Source organism: Comamonas thiooxydans (assembly GCF_002157685.2).
Lineage (GTDB): Bacteria > Pseudomonadota > Gammaproteobacteria > Burkholderiales > Burkholderiaceae_C > Comamonas > Comamonas testosteroni_H.
The window spans coordinates 837,714-856,377 of record NZ_AP026738.1 but is presented as its reverse complement, the minus strand read 5'-3'; the positions used below and the strand labels follow the sequence as shown (position 1 = coordinate 856,377).

The 18,664-nt window shown below is 60.0% G+C and carries 21 protein-coding genes and 1 tRNA gene; 4 read left to right on the top strand and 18 right to left on the bottom strand.

Translation table 11 applies throughout. The annotated features are described in order from the left end of the window. Positions 1-296: 296 nt before the first annotated feature. Positions 297-602, top strand: coding sequence for a hypothetical protein (locus CTR2_RS03890; protein WP_087085006.1), 306 nt, complete (start codon positions 297-299; stop codon positions 600-602). A gap of 56 nt (positions 603-658) precedes the next feature. Here CTR2_RS03890 and CTR2_RS03885 read toward each other — a convergent pair. From CTR2_RS03885 to petA, 6 genes are all read right to left on the bottom strand, one after another. Beyond that, positions 659-734, bottom strand: a tRNA-Thr gene (locus CTR2_RS03885). Between the two features lie 84 nt (positions 735-818). Next, positions 819-1,337: a ClpXP protease specificity-enhancing factor gene (locus tag CTR2_RS03880; protein ID WP_087085007.1), complete on the bottom strand. Its 519-nt coding sequence runs from the start codon at positions 1,335-1,337 to the stop codon at positions 819-821. Between the two features lie 99 nt (positions 1,338-1,436). Next, positions 1,437-2,048, bottom strand: coding sequence for a glutathione S-transferase N-terminal domain-containing protein (locus tag CTR2_RS03875; protein ID WP_003058564.1), 612 nt, complete (start codon positions 2,046-2,048; stop codon positions 1,437-1,439). A gap of 100 nt (positions 2,049-2,148) precedes the next feature. Beyond that, positions 2,149-2,904, bottom strand: coding sequence for a cytochrome c1 (locus CTR2_RS03870; RefSeq protein ID WP_087085008.1), 756 nt, complete (start codon positions 2,902-2,904; stop codon positions 2,149-2,151). Between the two features lie 17 nt (positions 2,905-2,921). Continuing rightward, entirely contained in the window at positions 2,922-4,337 is a 1,416-nt protein-coding gene (locus tag CTR2_RS03865) for a cytochrome b (RefSeq protein WP_087085009.1), read from the bottom strand. Positions 4,338-4,351: 14 nt separating this feature from the next. Beyond that, entirely contained in the window at positions 4,352-4,954 is a 603-nt protein-coding gene (gene petA, locus CTR2_RS03860) for a ubiquinol-cytochrome c reductase iron-sulfur subunit (RefSeq protein ID WP_087085010.1), read from the bottom strand. A 149-nt stretch (positions 4,955-5,103) separates the two neighbouring features. Between petA and mscL the strand changes: the two genes are divergently transcribed. After that, entirely contained in the window at positions 5,104-5,538 is a 435-nt protein-coding gene (mscL, locus tag CTR2_RS03855; protein WP_087085011.1) for a large conductance mechanosensitive channel protein MscL, read from the top strand. Between the two features lie 157 nt (positions 5,539-5,695). Here the strand turns inward: mscL and pdxA are convergent, their stop codons facing one another. The 3 genes from pdxA to CTR2_RS03840 form a co-directional block, all read right to left on the bottom strand. After that, a complete protein-coding gene (pdxA, locus tag CTR2_RS03850) occupies positions 5,696-6,754 on the bottom strand; it encodes a 4-hydroxythreonine-4-phosphate dehydrogenase PdxA (RefSeq protein ID WP_087085012.1) in 1,059 nt (352 codons plus the stop codon). A 79-nt stretch (positions 6,755-6,833) separates the two neighbouring features. Further along, the gene (locus CTR2_RS03845) at positions 6,834-7,586 is read right to left on the bottom strand and encodes a Nif3-like dinuclear metal center hexameric protein (RefSeq protein WP_087085013.1); all 753 of its coding nucleotides are present in this window, start codon (positions 7,584-7,586) and stop codon (positions 6,834-6,836) included. Between the two features lie 102 nt (positions 7,587-7,688). Continuing rightward, complete coding sequence (locus tag CTR2_RS03840; protein ID WP_087085014.1) at positions 7,689-9,014, bottom strand: MFS transporter; 1,326 nt, start codon at positions 9,012-9,014, stop codon at positions 7,689-7,691. 364 nt (positions 9,015-9,378) lie between these two features. On the opposite strand from CTR2_RS03840, the gene CTR2_RS03835 reads away from it, so the two are divergent. Further along, a complete protein-coding gene (locus CTR2_RS03835) occupies positions 9,379-10,539 on the top strand; it encodes a Do family serine endopeptidase (protein ID WP_003074040.1) in 1,161 nt (386 codons plus the stop codon). Between the two features lie 194 nt (positions 10,540-10,733). Here CTR2_RS03835 and tatC read toward each other — a convergent pair whose 3' ends face one another. The 9 genes from tatC to hisF form a co-directional block, all read right to left on the bottom strand. After that, positions 10,734-11,546 carry a twin-arginine translocase subunit TatC gene (gene tatC / locus CTR2_RS03830; RefSeq protein WP_087085015.1) on the bottom strand — a complete coding sequence of 271 codons (813 nt, stop codon included), beginning with the start codon at positions 11,544-11,546 and terminating at the stop codon, positions 10,734-10,736. 156 nt (positions 11,547-11,702) lie between these two features. Further along, complete coding sequence (gene tatB / locus CTR2_RS03825) at positions 11,703-12,224, bottom strand: Sec-independent protein translocase protein TatB (protein WP_087085016.1); 522 nt, start codon at positions 12,222-12,224, stop codon at positions 11,703-11,705. 22 nt (positions 12,225-12,246) lie between these two features. Next, the gene (gene tatA, locus CTR2_RS03820; RefSeq protein ID WP_087085017.1) at positions 12,247-12,483 is read right to left on the bottom strand and encodes a Sec-independent protein translocase subunit TatA; all 237 of its coding nucleotides are present in this window, start codon (positions 12,481-12,483) and stop codon (positions 12,247-12,249) included. Between the two features lie 121 nt (positions 12,484-12,604). Beyond that, positions 12,605-12,973, bottom strand: coding sequence for a histidine triad nucleotide-binding protein (locus CTR2_RS03815; RefSeq protein ID WP_087085018.1), 369 nt, complete (start codon positions 12,971-12,973; stop codon positions 12,605-12,607). Positions 12,974-13,071: 98 nt separating this feature from the next. Next, positions 13,072-14,115 carry a patatin-like phospholipase family protein gene (locus CTR2_RS03810; RefSeq protein WP_087085019.1) on the bottom strand — a complete coding sequence of 348 codons (1,044 nt, stop codon included), beginning with the start codon at positions 14,113-14,115 and terminating at the stop codon, positions 13,072-13,074. A gap of 270 nt (positions 14,116-14,385) precedes the next feature. Next, positions 14,386-14,784: a DUF4870 family protein gene (locus CTR2_RS03805; protein ID WP_087085020.1), complete on the bottom strand. Its 399-nt coding sequence runs from the start codon at positions 14,782-14,784 to the stop codon at positions 14,386-14,388. A gap of 11 nt (positions 14,785-14,795) precedes the next feature. Next, complete coding sequence (locus tag CTR2_RS03800; RefSeq protein ID WP_087085021.1) at positions 14,796-15,194, bottom strand: phosphoribosyl-ATP diphosphatase; 399 nt, start codon at positions 15,192-15,194, stop codon at positions 14,796-14,798. Positions 15,195-15,198: 4 nt separating this feature from the next. Further along, positions 15,199-15,627 (bottom strand): phosphoribosyl-AMP cyclohydrolase, encoded by a 429-nt coding sequence (gene hisI, locus CTR2_RS03795; protein ID WP_254913467.1) that lies wholly within the window; start codon positions 15,625-15,627, stop codon positions 15,199-15,201. Positions 15,628-15,695: 68 nt separating this feature from the next. After that, positions 15,696-16,496, bottom strand: coding sequence for an imidazole glycerol phosphate synthase subunit HisF (gene hisF, locus CTR2_RS03790; protein ID WP_003058607.1), 801 nt, complete (start codon positions 16,494-16,496; stop codon positions 15,696-15,698). Positions 16,497-17,279: 783 nt separating this feature from the next. On the opposite strand from hisF, the gene glmM reads away from it, so the two are divergent. Then, a complete protein-coding gene (glmM, locus tag CTR2_RS03785) occupies positions 17,280-18,614 on the top strand; it encodes a phosphoglucosamine mutase (protein WP_003062134.1) in 1,335 nt (444 codons plus the stop codon). The last annotated feature ends 50 nt before the right edge of the window (positions 18,615-18,664 follow it).

Below are 18,664 nucleotides of genomic sequence, written 5' to 3'. Positions count from 1 at the left end.
TTTTTTGCCTGTTGCGCAAAGCAATGTGTCCAGAATCCCTTGATTGTTGGTCTTCAGATGGGGCCGTCCCTGCGGCAGTCAAGAGCCACACCCGAAATGGGTGAAAAAACCTCCTGACGCACCCCAAACAGGGACAGGACCAAAAAATGATTCTAACCGCGCAAGCCTGCCTTGGCTTTTCGCTACTCCAGAGCACGTATGGGATTGCACTGCACGCGCAAATAGCCGGCACTGCGGCATTCATTCCCGGCTGAGCTAAGCTCGGGCTTGCCCTTGCCCAACTGTTTGCCGCTCGCATGACCATTGTTCGCCGCCATCACGCCGTAACTGCCATCAATGCCATGGAGTCTTCTCCCACTTTGGCGCGCCTGGCAGCACTGACTCAGGACTCCAGCAACCGGCTCAAAGCCGTTTTACCCCTGGTTCCGCCCATGCTGCGCGCCAGCTTGCAGGCCGGCCCCATTGATGGAGACGGCTGGTGCCTGATTGTGAAAAACAACGCTGCTGCGGCCAAAGTGCGCCAATTGCTGCCGGCCATGGCGGCTCATCTGCGCACCAAAGGCTGGGCCGTCAACAGCATCCGCATCAAGGTTCAGGCCTGACAAGATCTTTTTAGAGGCAGAAAAACAAAAAAGGCCTCCGAAGAGACCTATTTGTTTGGTGCCGGTTGTCGGATTCGAACTGACGACCTACCGCTTACAAGGCGGGTGCTCTACCAACTGAGCTAAACCGGCGAAGACTGAATTCTAGCGTAGAAATTCAGCCCTAAAAGAAGAATCCTGAAATTTCCCGATCTACCGGCAAAAACACTGGCCGGACTACTTCACACGCTTGAGCGCCGGACGACCACCTGCGGGGGGCGGCGTACGAGGAGCATCATCTTCGCCGGAAGCTTCTGCTTCCGCCTTGACGGGAACCAGTTGCACCACACGCTCGGCCGAAGACTCCTCATCCGGCTCCATGTCGGGTTCGGCATCCTCCATCGATGGCGCATCGCCATCCTCGGGGACTTCGTCCTCCTCGGGCGGGAAGGCCATGCCCTGACCGGTCTCGCGGGCGTAGATGGCCATGACGTTCGCCACAGGCACCATGATTTCCCGTGGCTGGCCGCCAAAGCGTGCCTTGAATTCAACATACTCATTGCCGATCAGCAGGCCGCTGGTCGCGTCATAGCTGATGTTGAGCACGATTTGACCATCACGCACAAACTCCATGGGCACCTGGGTGCTACGGTCCACGCGCACGGCAATATGCGGCGTCAAACCATTGTCGGTACACCATTCAAACAATGCCCGCAGCAGATACGGACGGGTTGAAGTCGTTTCAGGGGCTGTCATCTCGTTTCCTGACGAATCAAATCCAGAAGATTGCAAAGACAAAAAAGCGGGCAGATGAAGGAAAGCCCTTCAACATGCCCGCTCTGCGCTCATGTGCAATTACTTGCGCATGACCTTTTCAGAGGGAGTCAGTGCTTCAATGTAAGCGGGGCGCGAGAAAATGCGCTCGGCATACTTGAGCAGAGGGGCAGCATTCTTGGACAGCTCGATGCCGTAATAGTCCAGGCGCCACAGCAGGGGAGCAATCGCCACATCCAGCATGGAGAAGTTCTCGCCCATGATGTACTTGTTCTTCAGGAAGATGGGCGCCATCTGGGTCAGGCGGTCACGGATATGGGCACGAGCCTTCTCCAGAGCCTTTTCATTGCCCTTGACGTTGCGCTCTTCCAGAGCGCTCACGTGCACGAACAGTTCCTTTTCGAAGTTCAGCAGGAACAGGCGCACACGGGCACGATCCACAGGGTCGCCAGGCATCAGCTGGGGATGGGGAAAGCGCTCATCGATGTACTCGTTGATGATGTTGGACTCGTACAGAATCAGGTCGCGCTCGACCAAGATTGGCACTTGACCATAGGGGTTCATCACGGCGATTTCTTCGGGCTTGCTGAACAAGTCCACATCGCGGATCTCGAAATCCATGCCTTTTTCAAACAGCACAAAGCGGCAGCGGTGTGAGAAGGGGCAAGTCGTTCCCGAATAAAGCACCATCATGGTGGAGACTCCTAAAAATCAAAAAGAGTGGGTTGCCCACGGCACCCCACTCTGCACTAACACGGTTTGGCTGCAGACAACTTCTGCACGGCGGCAAAGCTTATTTCACGTCTTTCCAGAACGCGGCATTCAGGCGCCAAGCGATAAAGATGAAGAAGGCCAGGAAAATCAACACGCCCACCCCGATACGGGTTCGGGTGTTCTGAGCCGGCTCCCCCATCCATTGCAGGTAATTCACCAGATCGCCAACTGCCTGATCGTACTGCACTGCGCTCATCTTGCCAGGAGACACCTGCTCCCAACCCTTGAAGACCTGGGTCTTAGTTCCGTGGTCGTCATGCTCTTCGAAGATGGCGCGACGCTCGCCCTGCAGCTCCCACAGCGCATGCGGCATGCCTACGCTGGGAAAGGCAAGATTATTCCAGCCTGTGGCCTTGGTGTCATCCCTGTAGAAAGTACGCAAGAAGGTATACAGGTAATCAGCTCCCGAGCCGCCCGAGCCGGCACGCGAACGCGCGATCACGGTCAGGTCGGGAGGATTGGCACCGAACCACTCCTTGGCCTCCTTGGGGTTGATGGCGGCCTTCATGGTCTCACCCACCTTGTCGGTGGTGAACAACAGATTGTCCTTGATGTCCTGATCGGTCAGACCGATGTCCTTCAGGCGGTTGAAACGCATGAAGGCAGCGGAGTGGCAACTCAGGCAGTAGTTGACAAAGATCTTGGCACCATTTTGCAGGGATGCCGTATTGCTGGTGTTGACCGGCGCCTTGTCCCAGTGGATGCCGCCTTCAGAAGCTTGCGCTGCACCGGCAATACCCAGGGCTGCAACCAGGGTCAGAATCAGTTTCTTCATTCTTGTTCTCTCCTGCTTCAGTGAGGCTTGAAGGTGACACGCTCGGGCACGGGCTTGGTTTCACCCAAGCGGCTCCACCAGGGCATGAGCAGGAAGAAGCCGAAGTAGAACAGCGTGCCGACCTGCGACACCTTCTCGCCAATAGGCGACGGAGGCTGCACCCCCAGATAGGCCAGGACGACGAAGTTCACCACAAACACTGCATACACATATTTGTGCCAGCTGGGACGATAGCGGATCGACTTGACCGGGCTGCAATCGAGCCAGGGGAGGGCAAACAGGATGATGACCGCACCACCCATGACGACCACGCCCCAGAACTTGGCGTCGATGGACAGCATCATGGCGATGGCACCCAGGGCCACGATGGCGACGGCGCCCTTGGCAAAACCGGGCAGGCGCGATTTGAGAATGCCGTAGCCGGCACCCAGCACCACGCAGGCAATCAGCACATACATCATCTCGCTGGTGATGGCACGCAGCATCGAATAGAAGGGCGTGAAATACCAGACAGGGGCAATGTGATTGGGCGTCTTGAGCGGGTCGGCGGGAATGAAGTTGTTGTACTCCAGGAAGTAGCCGCCGAACTCGGGCGCAAAGAACACCACGGCCGAGAACAGGAACAGGAACACCGTCACGCCAAAGATGTCATGCACCGTGTAGTAAGGATGGAAGGGAACGCCATCCAGAGGGCGGCCTTTCTCATCCTTGGGCGCATTCGGGCCCTTAATCTCGATGCCGTCGGGATTGTTGGAGCCCACGTCGTGCAGCGCCAGCAAATGTGCGACGACCAGACCCAGCAGCACCAGGGGCACGGCGATCACGTGGAAGCTGAAGAAGCGGTTCAGAGTCGCATCGCCCACCACATAGTCGCCACGGATCAGCAGAGCCAGATCGGGACCGACAAAGGGGATGGCGGAGAACAGGTTCACGATCACCTGAGCGCCCCAGTACGACATCTGGCCCCAGGGCAGCAGATAGCCCATAAAGGCTTCGGCCATGAGCACCAGGAAGATGGCGCAACCGAAGATCCAGACCAGTTCACGTGGTTTGCGGTAAGAACCGTACAGAAGACCGCGGAACATATGCAGATAGACCACCACAAAGAACGCCGAGGCGCCTGTGGAGTGCATATAGCGGATCAGCCAGCCCCAGGGCACATCACGCATGATGTATTCCACGGAAGCAAACGCCTTTTCGGCATCGGGCTTGTAGTGCATCACCAGGAAGATGCCGGTGACGATCTGGATCACCAGCACCAGCAGCGCCAGCGAGCCGAAGATGTACCAGAAGTTGAAGTTCTTGGGAGCGTAGTACTCCGACATATGGACGCGGTACGCATCGAATGCCGTCGGAAACCGGTTCTCCAGCCAGTTCATGGCCTTCGCTCCGGTCGTGGAGTTCGGGTCGATTTGCTTGAATTCGTGGGCCATTGTTCTTCTCTCCCTCAGGCTGCCTTGGTGTCTTCACCAATCAGCAGCTTGGTGTCGGACAGATACATATGTGGCGGCACTTGCAGGTTGTCCGGCGCTGGCTTGTTCTTGAACACCCGGCCGGCCATGTCAAAAGTGGAGCCATGGCATGGGCACAGGAAGCCGCCCTTCCAGTCTGCAGGCAGCGAAGGCTGAGGCCCGGCGACGAACTTGTCGGTGGGAGAGCAGCCCAGATGCGTGCAGATACCCACGACCACCAGAATTTCAGGCTTGATGGAGCGCGCTTCATTGCGTGCATAGGGAGGAGTGAACTCTTCGGGATGACGCGCCGAGGTCGGGTCTGCCAGTTCGCCATCGAGGCCGGGCAAGTCCTTGAGCTGCTCGGGTGTGCGCTTGATGATCCACACCGGCTTGCCGCGCCATTCGACGGTGAGCTTCTCACCATTCTTGAGATTGGAGATATCCACCTCTACCGCAGCACCTGCTGCTTTGGCTTTTTCAGAAGGCTGGAAGGAGCTCACAAAAGGGACGGCCGTTGCCACACCGCCCACGGCACCAGCACATGCTGACGTGATGATCCACGTGCGCTTGCTGGAGTCGACTGGAGAGTCACTCATGGATTTCCTCGAAGTACATCGCTTGATTTGGGGTCAACTGCAAATTCTAGCGGTGGGGTTATGGTTATTCCAGCCCCAGTCCGACGTTGACAACCGCCAAAGTCACGCAATACTGCGCTATCTCAAACTCTTAGTGACTGGAACTGCTTATGGGCATGATGCAAGAATTCCGCGAGTTCGCAATCAAGGGAAACGTCATGGATCTTGCCGTGGGCGTGATCATCGGCGGCGCGTTCGGGAAAATCGTTGATTCCGTGGTCAACGACCTCATCATGCCTCTGGTGGGCCTGTTCTTTGGCAAGCTGGATTTTTCCAACCTGTTCGTCGTTCTGGGCACCATGCCCGAAGGAGTTCCACGCACTCTGGATGCACTGAAAAAAGCCGGCATTCCCGTCTTTGCCTATGGCAACTTCATCACGGTTGCGGTGAACTTCGTGATTCTGGCCTTCATCATTTTCATGATGGTCAAACAGATCAACCGCCTCAAGCGCGAGGCACCGCCCGCACCGGAGCAAGCACCCACTACGCCCGAAGACATTCAGCTGCTGCGCGAGATCCGCGACAGCCTCAATCGCAAGGCCTGAGAGCGTTCAACCCAGTGACGAAAAGCCTGCTGACCTCCAGCAGGCTTTTTTCATGGCATCGAGCATTCAGCGCGACCCAACACAATGCATGAATCCATCCGGCAAACGCTTGGATGCCTGACGCATAAACGGCTGGTGAACCAGCAGTTGAAGTCCATCAACTCGCCAGACTGCGGGCCATATGCACGGCTTCAAGCAGGCTGGCCTCGTCGGCCACGCCCAGGCCGGCAATGTCAAAGGCCGTGCCGTGGTCGGGACTGGTACGCACCAGCGGCAATCCCAGGGTCACGTTGACACCTTTTTCCACACCCAAATATTTGACTGGGATCAACCCTTGGTCGTGGTACATCGCCAACACCACATCGAATTCACCCGGGTGGGCTGGCGTATTTCGCGCCCGCATGAAGACCGTGTCCGGCGCAAACGGTCCCTGCACATCCATGCCTTCGGCCTGCGCTGCCGCTATCGCCGGGGCAATGATCTCGATTTCTTCACGCCCGAAGATGCCGCCCTCGCCCGCATGCGGATTGAGTCCTGCCACGGCAATGCGAGGCGTACGTCCCAGGCTCTTGCCCAGCGCCTGATGCGTGATGCGCAGGGTCTGCAGAATCTGCGGCCCGGTCACGGCCTCGATGGCCTCGCGCAGCGAGACATGGATGCTGACCAGCACGGTGCGCAACTCGTCGTTCGCCAGCATCATGCGCACCGGCATTTGCTCCAGCGAAACGCCTGCATGGGCGGCCGCTTCGGCCTGCAGGAGTTCTGTGTGCCCTGGGAAAGTCACGCCTGCCAGATGCAGCGCTTCCTTGTGCAAGGGTGCCGTGACCAGGGCAGCAATCTCGCCACGCAAAGCCGCTTGCGCGGCCCAGACCACGCATTGCGCAGCGGCCTGCCCGGCAGCTGCGCAAATCTGGCCATAGGGCTGAGGCCCCGCCAGTCCCGGCAGGTTCAGCAGCGCGACAGCACCTTCCGGAACAGACCAGGCGTCGCTCGGCTCATCGATCACCACCACGGGCTGGGCGATGCCCTGATCGCCGTCAGCGGCTCGAGCTGCCAGTGCCGTGGCTCGGCGCAGAGTCTGCAACTCGCCCACCACAAAACAGCCTCGCATGGCCTGCGGCGCAGCCCGGAAGGCCTTGGCGATGATTTCAGGCCCTATGCCTGCACAGTCGCCCTGGGTGATGGCGATGGTTTGGGTTGAAGCAATGACGGACATAGGCATCAGAGTCGCCGCAAGCCCCCTCTTCCAGAGTGCTTGCAGCCATCAAAGTGAAAGACAAAGGTCCAGGAGCGGATCAGGCCGGGTTGTCGATATCGATGAAACGGTGCTCCAGCCCGCACTCCTGAGCTACATGGGCCGCCACGGCCGGCGCTCCATAGCGCTCGGTCGCATGATGGCCGGCAGCGATGAAGCTCACGCCCATCTCACTCGCCAGATGCATCTGGGGTTCGGAAATCTCGCCGGTGATATAGGCATCGGCGCCTGCGGCAATCGCGGACTCGAAAAAGCCCTGCGCCCCTCCGGTGCACCAGGCCAGCTTGCGGATCGGCTTGTACCCTTGCGCACCGGCCAGCGTCACCTTGCGCCCCAGCACGGCTTGCACATGTTCGGCCAGAGCTGTGGCATCGGCAAAGTCCACATCGGCCAGCCAGCCCAGGTTCTGGTCGCCGAATGTGGCCTGCCCCTGCACGCCCAGCCGCGTACCGAGCTGCGCGTTGTTGCCCAGTTCGGCATGGGCATCCAGCGGCAGGTGATAGGCAAACAGATTGATGTCATGCGCCAGCAACAGACGGATGCGCTCCTTGAGCCAGCCCGTGATGCGACCATCCATACCGCGCCAGAACAGACCGTGGTGCACGAAGATGGCATCGGCCCCGGACTCGATCGCCGCCTCGATCAGGGCGCGACTGGCCGTCACACCGCTGACGATGCGACGAATCTCGCTCTTGCCTTCGACCTGCAGGCCGTTGGGTCCGTAGTCCTTGAAACGTTCAGGCTGCAGCAGCCCGTTGAAAACGGATAACAGGGTGTTTCGCTCAATGCTCATGGCTCGATTGTGCCCAAGCCCGCACGCAGACCCAGCCAGCAAGGCTTTGACAGACGTAAAAAGGGCAGCCCAGAGCTGCCCTTTTCATCAGAACAAGTGACTTCAAGCCTTCTTGGCTTGCCAGCCCTTGCAGGCCAGTGGCCAGAATCCCATGGCCATGCCCAGCACGCCCATGGCCGCCACATAGTGGGCTGGAGCCATCACATCCACCTGCTGCCACACGGACACCAGCATCGGGGTCAGGCCGCCAAACACGGCATAAGCCATGTTGTAGGAGAAGGACAGACCGGTGAAGCGCACCTCCGGCGGGAAGGCCCGCACACCCACCACGGGCAGCAGCGAGATGGAGCCCACAAAAAAGCCCACGGTTGCATAGTTGCAGATCAGCGATGCTTCGTTGCCAGGCAGGTTCAGGTAGAACAGATAGGCCGTGGCCGTCATGCCGCCCCAGCCGATGAGCATGGTCAGCTTGGTGCCTATCTTGTCGGACAGCCAGCCCCAGAACACGCAGCCTATGGTCAGCGTCACGGTCGCCACGGCATTGGCCTTCAGGGCCATGGCCGGCTCGATGTGGAACACCTTTTGCAGATAGGCTGGTGTGAACAGAATCACCACCACGATCGCCGTGGACAGCACCCAGGTCATCAGCGCCACGACGACGCAGGCTTCACGGTGGTCGCGCAGGATGGTCTTGATCGGCAGTTCGCGGTCGGCGGCCTTGCGGGCCTGCAGCTCCTGGAAGATGGGAGTCTCGTGCAGGAACTTGCGCAGATACACAGACACCAGGCCGAAGACACCGCCCAGAATGAAGGGCAGACGCCAGGCCCAGTCGTGGATCTCGCCCTGACTGTAGGTGCTGTTGAGCCACACCCCGATGATGGAGCCCAGGAAAATGCCGCCGGTAATCCCGGAAGTCAGTGCGCCAATCGCAAAGCCGTAACGCTTCTGGGGCGCATGCTCGGCCACGAACACCCAGGCACCAGGCATTTCACCGCCAATGGCAGCACCTTGCATCACACGCATCAGCAGCAGCAGGATGGGAGCGGCCAGGCCGATGGTTTCATAAGTCGGCAACAGACCGATGACCAGGGTAGGCACGGCCATCAGGAACACCGACAGCGTGAACATCTTCTTGCGGCCCAGGATGTCGCCGAAGTGGGCAATCAAGATACCGCCGATGGGGCGCGCCAGATAACCGGCCGCGAAAATGCCCAGCGTCTGCAGCTGGCGCATCCACTCCGGCAGCGAGGCTGGAAAGAACAGGCTGCCAATCACATTGGCAAAAAAGACGAACACCACGAAGTCATAAAACTCCAGCGTTCCGCCCAGGGCCGATAAGCCCAGGGTCTTGTAGTCCTCCCGGTTCAGGAGACGATTCGGCGCTGCAGCCGGCGCGTTGGCCGATGCAGCGTGGTCAAGCGTAGTCATGGTGTTTCCTAGATCGAACAGCAGGACAGCGCGGATAAGGCCGCTGATCACGGGTCAACGTGCAGTGGCAGACCGATTGCGGCGGGCTTCAGATACAAAGCCGCACCAGACCGAATATGAGCACCTTGTGGGCAGTCACTTCAGTAACGGCGGCGTAAGCGCAGTCGAAAAAACATTCTAGGGTTTTCACTCATGGCTCCTGGACGCGCAAAACTTTAGATGCCTGCAGTCCTATAGCCATCGCTCCTGCAATCTGTGAAGCTTTGCGTTATGCAATTGCGTGCAAGCAAATGTTCGCTTCGACGCCTGGCGCGGCCATGCTTCACAATGTGGGCTTATTCCCCTTACTACCTATACGCATTACATGAAACGCACCTGGTTGCTGTTTTCGCAGGTCGTCACCGTGCTGGTGGCTATCTATTTTGTAGTGGCTACCCTACAGCCCACTTGGCTTCAGCGCGGAAATATCCGTAGCAGCGCCGGTGTTTCGCTGCTGCAGGCTCCATCCACTCCAGCGGGTGAAGTCGCGCCGGGCAGCTTTGCGCCTGCCGCGCGCAAGGCCTCGCCTGCCGTGGTCAGCATCAACACCAGCAAGGCGGTTCGCCACCCGCGGGCCAACGACCCCTGGTTCCAGTTCTTCTTTGGCGATCAGGGCCCGCAAGAGCAATCTGGTTTGGGTAGTGGCGTCATCATCAGTCAAGATGGCTACATCCTCACCAACAACCATGTGGTGGAAGGCGCCGACGATATCGAGGTCACGCTGACCGACAGCCGCCAGGCCAAGGCCAAGATCATAGGAACAGACCCCGAGACCGATCTGGCCATTCTCAAGATCGAGCTCGACAAGTTGCCCGTCATCGTGCTGGGCAACTCCGATCAGGTCGCTGTGGGCGACCGCGTGCTGGCCATCGGCAACCCCTTCGGCGTGGGCCAGACCGTGACCAGCGGCATCATCAGCGCTCTGGGCCGCAGTCAACTGGGCATCAACACCTTCGAGAACTTCATCCAGACCGACGCTGCCATCAACCCCGGCAACTCCGGCGGTGCGCTGGTGGATGCCAACGGCAATCTGCTGGGCATCAACACGGCCATCTATTCGCGCTCTGGCGGCAGCATGGGCATCGGGTTCGCGATTCCCGTCTCCACAGCCAAGATGGTGCTGGACGGCATCGTCAAGGACGGCAAGGTCACGCGCGGCTGGATCGGCGTGGAGCCCAACGAGCTCTCGCCCGAGCTGGCCGAGACCTTTGGCGTCAAGGCCGATGCCGGCGTCATCATCACCGGCGTGCTGCAGGCCGGCCCCGCGGCCCAGGCCGGCATGCGCCCCGGCGACGTGATCGTCAAGGTGGGCGAGACCGCGACCCGCAATGTCTCCGAACTGCTGACGGCCGTGGCCTCGCTCAAGCCCGGCGAAGCCGCCAAGTTCGATGTGCGCCGCGGCGACAGCGAAGTGGTGCTGAACATCACTCCGGGCGCTCGCCCTGCAGCCAGCACCCTGCAGCAGCAGAGCCGCCCACGACGCTGATTTCAGCGCCATCAAGCCCACAAGCCAGCGCCAGTCGCTGGCTTTTTTCATGCCGCGGCCTGTTGCAGGCCGCAGCGGGCCAGCACGACTCATCGAAAAATACGACTCAAGCGCTTACAGGCAAAGCGTCGACAGCTATCAAAACAAAAGCCCTTGAATCGCTTCAAGGGCTTTATCAGGAGTCTGGCCGAAGATCAGTGGCCGTCCGTGGATTTCTCCACTTCCGTGCCCGCGCCTTCTTCGGCATCGGGCGCACGCGATACCCGGCTGAACCAGCCGGCTCCCAGAATGCCGATCTCGTAGAGCAGGCACATGGGCAAGGCCAGGGCCAGCTGAGAGATCACATCGGGCGGCGTGATGACGGCAGCAATCACAAAGGCCAGCACCACGAAATAGCCGCGGAAGGCCTTGAGCTTTTCAATCTCCACCAGCCCGAAGCGCACCAGCAGCATCACCACGATGGGCACCTGAAAGGCTGCCGCAAACGCGATGTAGAGCGAGAGAATCGCTTCCACGTACGAGGCAATGTCGGGTGTTGCCGCCACGCTGGCCGGCGTGAAGTGCTGGATGAACTTGAACATATTGCCCAGCACAAAGAACTGTACGAAGGCAATGCCGGCATAGGCCAGCAGGCTGCCGAACATGATCAGCGGCAGGGCGAACTTCTTCTCGTGGCTGTACAGCCCCGGTGCCACAAAAGCCCAGATCTGGTACATGATCCAGGGCAGCGCCAGCAGCACGGCCACCATCATCAGCACCTTGAGCGGCACGAAGAAGGGCGAGAAAACGCCCACCGCAATCAGCTTGGCGCCGGGCGGCATGTGCTCCTTGATGGGCAGGGCGATGAAGTCGATCAGGCCGTCGGGGCCCGGCCAGAACATCAGCAGCCCGACGCCGATCAAAACGCCATACAGGCTGTAGAGCAGGCGGTCACGCAGCTCCATCAGGTGCTGGACAAACGGCTGTTCCGTACCTGCGAGTTCGTCTTCTTTAGAGGGTTCGGACATGGTGCAAAACCGCGCCGGAGCCCGATCGGCCCCACACGCTTGAGAAACAACAACGCCCGTGAATCACGGGCAAAGGACGACATGCTGGCAGCCAAGCCTGCCCCCTGGGGCCGGCCATGGCCGACCTTGCGGCCGGCAGGCTGCTGAGCTGCATGTTCAATGGAACTTCTTGGGGCGAAAGCGCGCCACGCGTGCCGCACCCGACTGGACCTTGCTGCGTACCCCGGCACGGGCCTTGTACCACTGGGGCACGGCACCGCGCTTGACGCGCCAGTTCTTGCGCGGATGGCGATAGCCGGGCACCACGCTGCTGTGCGTGTCCAGACCGGTGTAGCCACCTTCTGCGTCATAGGAGCCGAAGGACGAAGCCGAAGTCATGTTCGAGTCGTCGCGCAGGTCCTTGGTCGCATCGCTCCAGTCCTTTTCAAGATCGGAGGCCTGATTGCGCATGCTGGACTCAACGTCCCGCGCGGCAGTCTCGACCGTGTCCTTCATCTTGCGCAGCTCATCGAGCTCCATGGAGCGGTTGACCTCGGCCTTGACGTCGGACACATAGCGCTGTGCCCTGCCAAGCAAGGTGCCCACCATGCGGGCCACGCGCGGCAGCTTCTCGGGACCGATGACCACCAGGGCCACGGCACCGATCAGCGCCATTTTGGACAGGCCAATATCAAACATCTAAATGTCAGTCCTGCCGCGATCAGCTCTTTTGCTTGGCTTCCACGTCGATGGTGGCCTTTTCGGCAGCCTGCTGGTTGGCCACTTGGCCGGTCGCAGCGTTGGCTTCGGCGTCAGTCGCGCCGTCCTTCATGCCGTCCTTGAAGCCCTTGACGGCGCCGCCCAGATCGGAGCCGATGTTCTTGAGCTTCTTGGTGCCGAACACCAGAACCACGATGAGCAGCACGATCGCCCAGTGCCAGATAGAAAACGAGCCCATGAGAATCTCCTAGAAATTGCAAACCATTTTAGACGGGGCTTGTGACAGATACGAATCAATCACCCAAAAAGCCTGCAGCCCACAGCTCTATCGCCGCGTGCAGACCCGGTGCGCCGCCTGATCAGCCCTTGAGCCAGGGGCGCGGGCCACCCATGACATGCAGGTGAAGATGGTGCACTTCCTGCCCGCCTTCGCTGCCGGTGTTGACCACGATGCGGAAACCGCCATCGGGATAAGGGTTGCAGCCCTGCTCCATCGCCAGCTTGGGAGCCAGCGCCATCATGCGGCCCAGCAGGGGCGCATCCTCGGCCCCGACCTGGGCCATGGAATGGATGTGTTTCTTGGGAATCACCAGGAAGTGCACAGGCGCACCCGGGTGAATGTCGTGGAAGGCGAACAGCTCCTCGTCCTCATACACCTTGCGCGAAGGAATCTCCCCTTTGGCGATGCGGCAGAAAATGCAATGGGCGTCGTAATCGTGGTCGTGCATGGTCTCTTGTATCTCTACGGTTCGGTACTCCGGGCGCCCTGCCCTGCCCATGACCCGGGAAGCCGGAAAGCAGGCAATGGCGTCGCCCCTTGCGGAGGCTACCCCTTATTCTCGTTGAATCGCAGCGTCTGCTTGACGCCAAGGTGCTCGCGGTTGAGCTGCAGCCATTGCTGGCCGCGCTCGCGTCCCAGCTCGAACAGCTTGCGCACCATGCCCATGTCTGCGCGCACCTTGCTCGAGGCGCCAAAGGGCTTGAGCACCGAGCCGCCATCGATGCGGTGCATCAGCACATGCTTGTAGCGCTCGGGATCCAGGCGCTTTTGCTCCAGCAGCTTGACCACGAACTCGATGGCCCGCAGCTCGGCCAGCAAGCTGGCGTTGAAGGTGATTTCGTTCATGCGGTCCATGATCTCGCGGGCCGTGTCGGGCGAGACATCGGACTCCTTGGGATTGATCTGCACCAGCAGGATATCCCTGCTCCGGGTCTCGTAGATCAGCGGATACAGGGCCGGATTGCCCGAGAACCCACCGTCCCAGTAGCACTCCCCGTCAATCTCCACAGCCTTGAACAGCTGCGGCAGGCAGGCCGACGCCATGATGGCGTCTGCCGTCACCTGCTCGCCCTTGAAGATCTTGCCGGCACCCGTGCGCACATTGGTGGCGCAGATGAAGAGCTTGGGCACCACGCTGGGATGCTCAGGATGTGCCAGCGTCTCGAAGTCCACCACCCGGGTGAGCAGCTGCCGCAGCGGGTTGATATTGAGCGGATTGGTCTGATAGGGCGACAGAAACTGGTTGAGCACGCCCATGAACTGCTTGCTGCCCGGCAACGGTGCGGCCCAGAACATCTTGCCCACGCTGCCCATGGTGCCCACGCCCTCCCACAACTCGCGCAGAGACTGGCGCGCCAGTTGCCGCCCAAGGTAGCGGGCATCGTCCACTTTCTTTTCCTGCGCGGCCGCCTGCGCGAAGCCATGGGCCAGCGCCACGGCGTTCATGGCACCGGCGCTGGTGCCGCTGATGCCTTCGAAGATCAGTCCGTCATCGTCCAGCAATGCATCCAGCACGCCCCAGGTCAGCGCACCATGCGATCCCCCGCCCTGCAGGGCAAGGTTGAGGGTGTGGGAAGTCTCTGCAGCCATGGCACGATCCTGTGAGGGTTGATGAACCAAGTAAGGGACTTGGGACTTACGCCAACAAAGAATGCACAGCGGGCATATCCATGGACAAAACACCATGCCCGATCCGAATCTGCGCAAGTCGTGGAGCTTATCCAGCACAGCAAGCATTGCACAGGCCCTGCACTCGTGTCAGCCTGCCACCCCGAATCTGTTGCAGCGCAGCACAACCGCTTGCAAAAACAAAAAAGCCCCGGCTGTAAAGCGGGGGCTTGGGTGTCTGGCAAGTGCAGCTCAGGACTGGATCGCGCGATTCTTGTTCATGGCGATCATGCCGCTGACGATGCGGTAGAGGAACCAGATGGAGATCAGCACCCAGGCAGGGTTGAAGATCAGGAGGCCCAGCAGGAAGAACGGGAAAGTCACCGCATAGAGCACGATGGCCCAGAGCACGCTGCGCAGCCGCCAGGAAAAATGGCTCTCCTGCCAGGTGCCGCGCGCATCATCGCGCTTGACCAGATCGATGACAACGGCAATCAGCAACAGCAGCACACTGACCTGAGCGCCCGGCAGCACGGCTGCCACGGCCACGACCAAGTGCAGCAGATAGCTGACCCAGCCCCAGGCCTTCAGGCCCTCGACCTCGGTAGAGCTGCTGCTGTTGACATCGATGATGTCGCGATCGTCATTCATGCGCTTCCTCCTTATTGCTTGGCCGCCCCTTCCTGAGCAGCGCGTTCCTGGGCCTTGCGCAGGGCTTTTTCCTCCAGACCGCTGGTGCCCTCGCGGCGCTCCAGCTCGGCTACCACCTCTGCGGGTGTCAGTCCGTAGTGCGACAGCGCAATCATGGAGTGAAACCACAGATCCGCCACTTCATAGAGGATCTTGCCCTTGTCCGCACCATGATCGACATCCTTGGCAGCCATGACGACTTCGGTGGCCTCTTCGCCGATCTTCTTCAGAAAGGCGTCAGGCCCCTTGTGCAGCAGGCGCGCGACATAGCTTTTCTCGGGGTCGCCACCATTGGCGACCTTGCGGCTTTCGATCACGGCGGCCAGACGGGCCAGTGCGCCCTCGACCGACGCGGTGTTTTGTTCAGGCATGACTTTATTTATAGATGGAAGCAGGATCTTTCAAGACCGGATCGACAGCAAGCCACTGTCCGTCCTTGAAAACGCTGTAGAAGCAGGAGTGGCGGCCGGTATGGCAGGCAATACCGGGATCATGCCCCTCTTGCGTGATCTTGAGCAAAACCACGTCGTTGTCGCAGTCGATGCGTATCTCGTGCACGGTCTGCACATGGCCGGACTCCTCGCCCTTGAACCACAGCTTGTTGCGCGAGCGGCTGAAGTAGACGGCACGCCCCAGCTCGGCGGTCTTTTCCAGTGCCTCGCGGTTCATCCAGGCGAACATGACCACGTCGCCGCTGCTTTGCTCCTGCGCAATCACGGGCACCAGACCCTGCGCATCCCATTTGACTTGATCGAGCCAGCTCATTGCAGACCTTTGTTTTGTATAGCTTCCAGCGCAGGCCAGCAGCCAACATCAACCATAAAACATATGGAAAGCCGCTTGTAGCCTGCGCAAGCAGCTCTCAAAAAACTTTAGAGACGCACGGGAATGCCGCGCGCGCGCATGCATTCCTTGGCCTGCTGCACGGTGTACTCGCCATAGTGGAAGATGCTGGCAGCCAGCACGGCATCGGCGCCGCCAATGGTCACTCCATCGGCCAGGTCTTCGAGATTGCCGACACCGCCCGATGCGATCACGGGCACGGCCACGGCATCGGCCACGGCACGCGTGAGCTTCAGATCGAAGCCGCTCTTGGTGCCGTCCTTGTCCATGCTGGTCAGCAGGATCTCGCCGGCACCGCGCCTGGCCATCTCTTCGGCCCAGCGCACCACATCCAGCCCCACATTCTTGCGGCCGCCGTGGCTGTACACATCCCAGCCCGGCCCCATGGGCGTGCCGCCGGGGCCGATGCGCTGCTCGTCCTCGGGAGTGCGGCGCTTGGCGTCGATGGCCACCACGATACATTGCGCGCCGTACTTGTCGCTGCAGGCATTGATGGTGTCCGGGTTGGCAATGGCGGCGGAGTTGAAGCTGGTCTTGTCGGCTCCGGCATTGAGCAGGCGGCGAACATCTTCCACGCTGCGCACGCCACCGCCCACGGTCAGCGGAATGAAGACCTGCGAAGCCACGGCCTCGATGATGGGCAAAATCAGGTCACGGCCATCGCTGGTGGCCGTGATGTCCAGAAAAGTCAGCTCGTCTGCACCCTGGGCGTTGTAGCGTGCGGCAATCTCCACCGGGTCGCCCGCATCGCGCAGCTCCAGAAAATTGACGCCCTTGACCACGCGGCCGCCGGTCACGTCAAGGCAGGGAATGATGCGTTTGGCAAGCATGGACCAGTCTCGGAATATCTAGGAACAAGGAGTCCAAAGATACCACGGCCTCGCCGCTGCCTAGGGCATCTGCCGACGGCGCCCCCCCTGCCGCTGCCATGGCATTGCCACCTGGCTTCGGCGGCACGCAGCCCGGCCGCAGCCACCGCATCGCGAGTCAAACCTGCTCGATTTGAAACGATTCAACTCAGCAGCAGCCCCAATCCATAAAGCGGCACAAAATCCCTGTGCTCCCAATTGAATAACAGTAAACGCAGAGCCGGCCTCACGATTTATTGTTTTCCGCCGCAACCTCTTTCCTGCATCGATATTCCGGCTGCGATTAACTGGTGCACATAGAACCATCGCCCACTCCTGACTAGGCATGCCACAAGCGATCCGGAAACAAAGGCACCGATATTCTCAATGAGAAGCCTACAAGCCTGAGAGAAGCTGCCCTGCCTAGAGCGGCATCTGACTGCGTGACAAGCAGAGCTATTGCGGGTTGGACTTCGGCAAGCCGCCTGACGCTAGGGTTGACAGCAATGCAGTCCCGACCGGGAAGGGAAATACCTTAAATATTGTGTATAAAACCCCAATTCAGCATCCAGATATTCATGGCGTAAAAAGATGTTTCTTTTTACGCTGCATTCTTGTTCGGATTGTTTTTGCTAGTGAAACTATGAAAAAAATAAATCAATAGTTTTTAATATTTCGACAGTGTTGTCGTCATAAATAATTGACCGGACCCGGAAACCCATCCCGTTCGATGAATGCATTCAGGCACAGGTGATCATCATGGATATGAGACGCCAATATTTCGGTACCGACGGAATCCGTGGGCGGGCTGGGTATTTCCCCATCACGCCGGACTTCGCTCTGCATCTCGCCCATGTCGTCGGACGAATGCTTCATCGCAACGAAGAGCGCCCGACGGTGCTGATTGGCAAGGACACGCGTATCTCGGGTCACATGCTCGAAAGCGCCTTGGTGTCGGGCTTCAATTCGTCTGGCGTGGATGTGGTGCTGCTTGGGACGCTGCCAACACCGGGAGTGGCCTATCTCACGCGGGCCTTGCGGGCCAGTCTGGGAGTGGTCATCAGCGCCAGCCACAACACCTTCGAGGACAACGGCATCAAATTCTTCAGTGCCAAAGGCACCAAACTACCCTACGTCTGGGAGGTAGCCGTCGAGCAGATGCTGCTGGATGAGCCGCATTGGGTCCCGGCAATCGCACTCGGAAAAACCCAGCTCCTGGATGACGCCGCCGGCCGCTATATAGAGTTTTGCAAGAGCACTTGCGACCATGCGTTCACCTTGCGGGGACTGAAGATCGTGGTCGATGCCGGCCATGGTGCGGCCTATCAGATAGCGCCCATGGTCTTGCATGAACTCGGGGCCGAAGTGGTGGCCATAGGCTGCGCTCCCGATGGCATGAACATCAACCAGGGGGCCGGAGCCGCACACCCTGAGCTCCTGGCCACCACTGTTTCCGGCTGCGGTGCGGATTTCGGCATCGCCCTGGATGGCGATGCGGATCGCCTGCTGGTCGTCGATGCCGCCGGCCGGCTCTATAACGGGGACGAACTGCTGTACCTGATCGTCGCCGACCGCCTGGAGCATGACGAGAGCATTGCGGGTGCCGTCGGCACGCTGATGACAAATATGGCGGTGGAGCGGGCATTCGGGGTGCTGGATGTGGACTTCATGCGCACCAAGGTCGGCGACCGTTACGTGCTTGAGGAGCTCAGCCGCAGGGGCTGGACCTTCGGCGGCGAGGGGTCAGGCCATCTGCTGATACTGGACCGGCACAGCACGGGCGACGGTCTGGTGAATGCGCTGCAGATATTGCAGGCCTGCGTGCGCACCGGCCGCACGTTATCGCAATGGCTGCTGCCGGTGCAGCTCTACCCTCAGGCATTGCTCAATGTGCACTGGTCGCCAGACCGGGATTGGCGCAGCAATGCCTTGCTGGCACGAGTGCAGGCGCAGGTCGAGGCCGAACTGGGTTCTACCGGGCGTGTGCTGGTGCGTCACAGTGGCACGGAGCCGCTGCTGCATGTGATGGTGGAAGCGCAGGATGGCGATCAGGCCAGCCGCTGTGCCGAGAGACTGGTCACGGCAGCCAGAGACGGTTAGCCGCCGATGCGGCTGCGCCGCTCATGCAGCAGATAAGCCGGCACCAATGG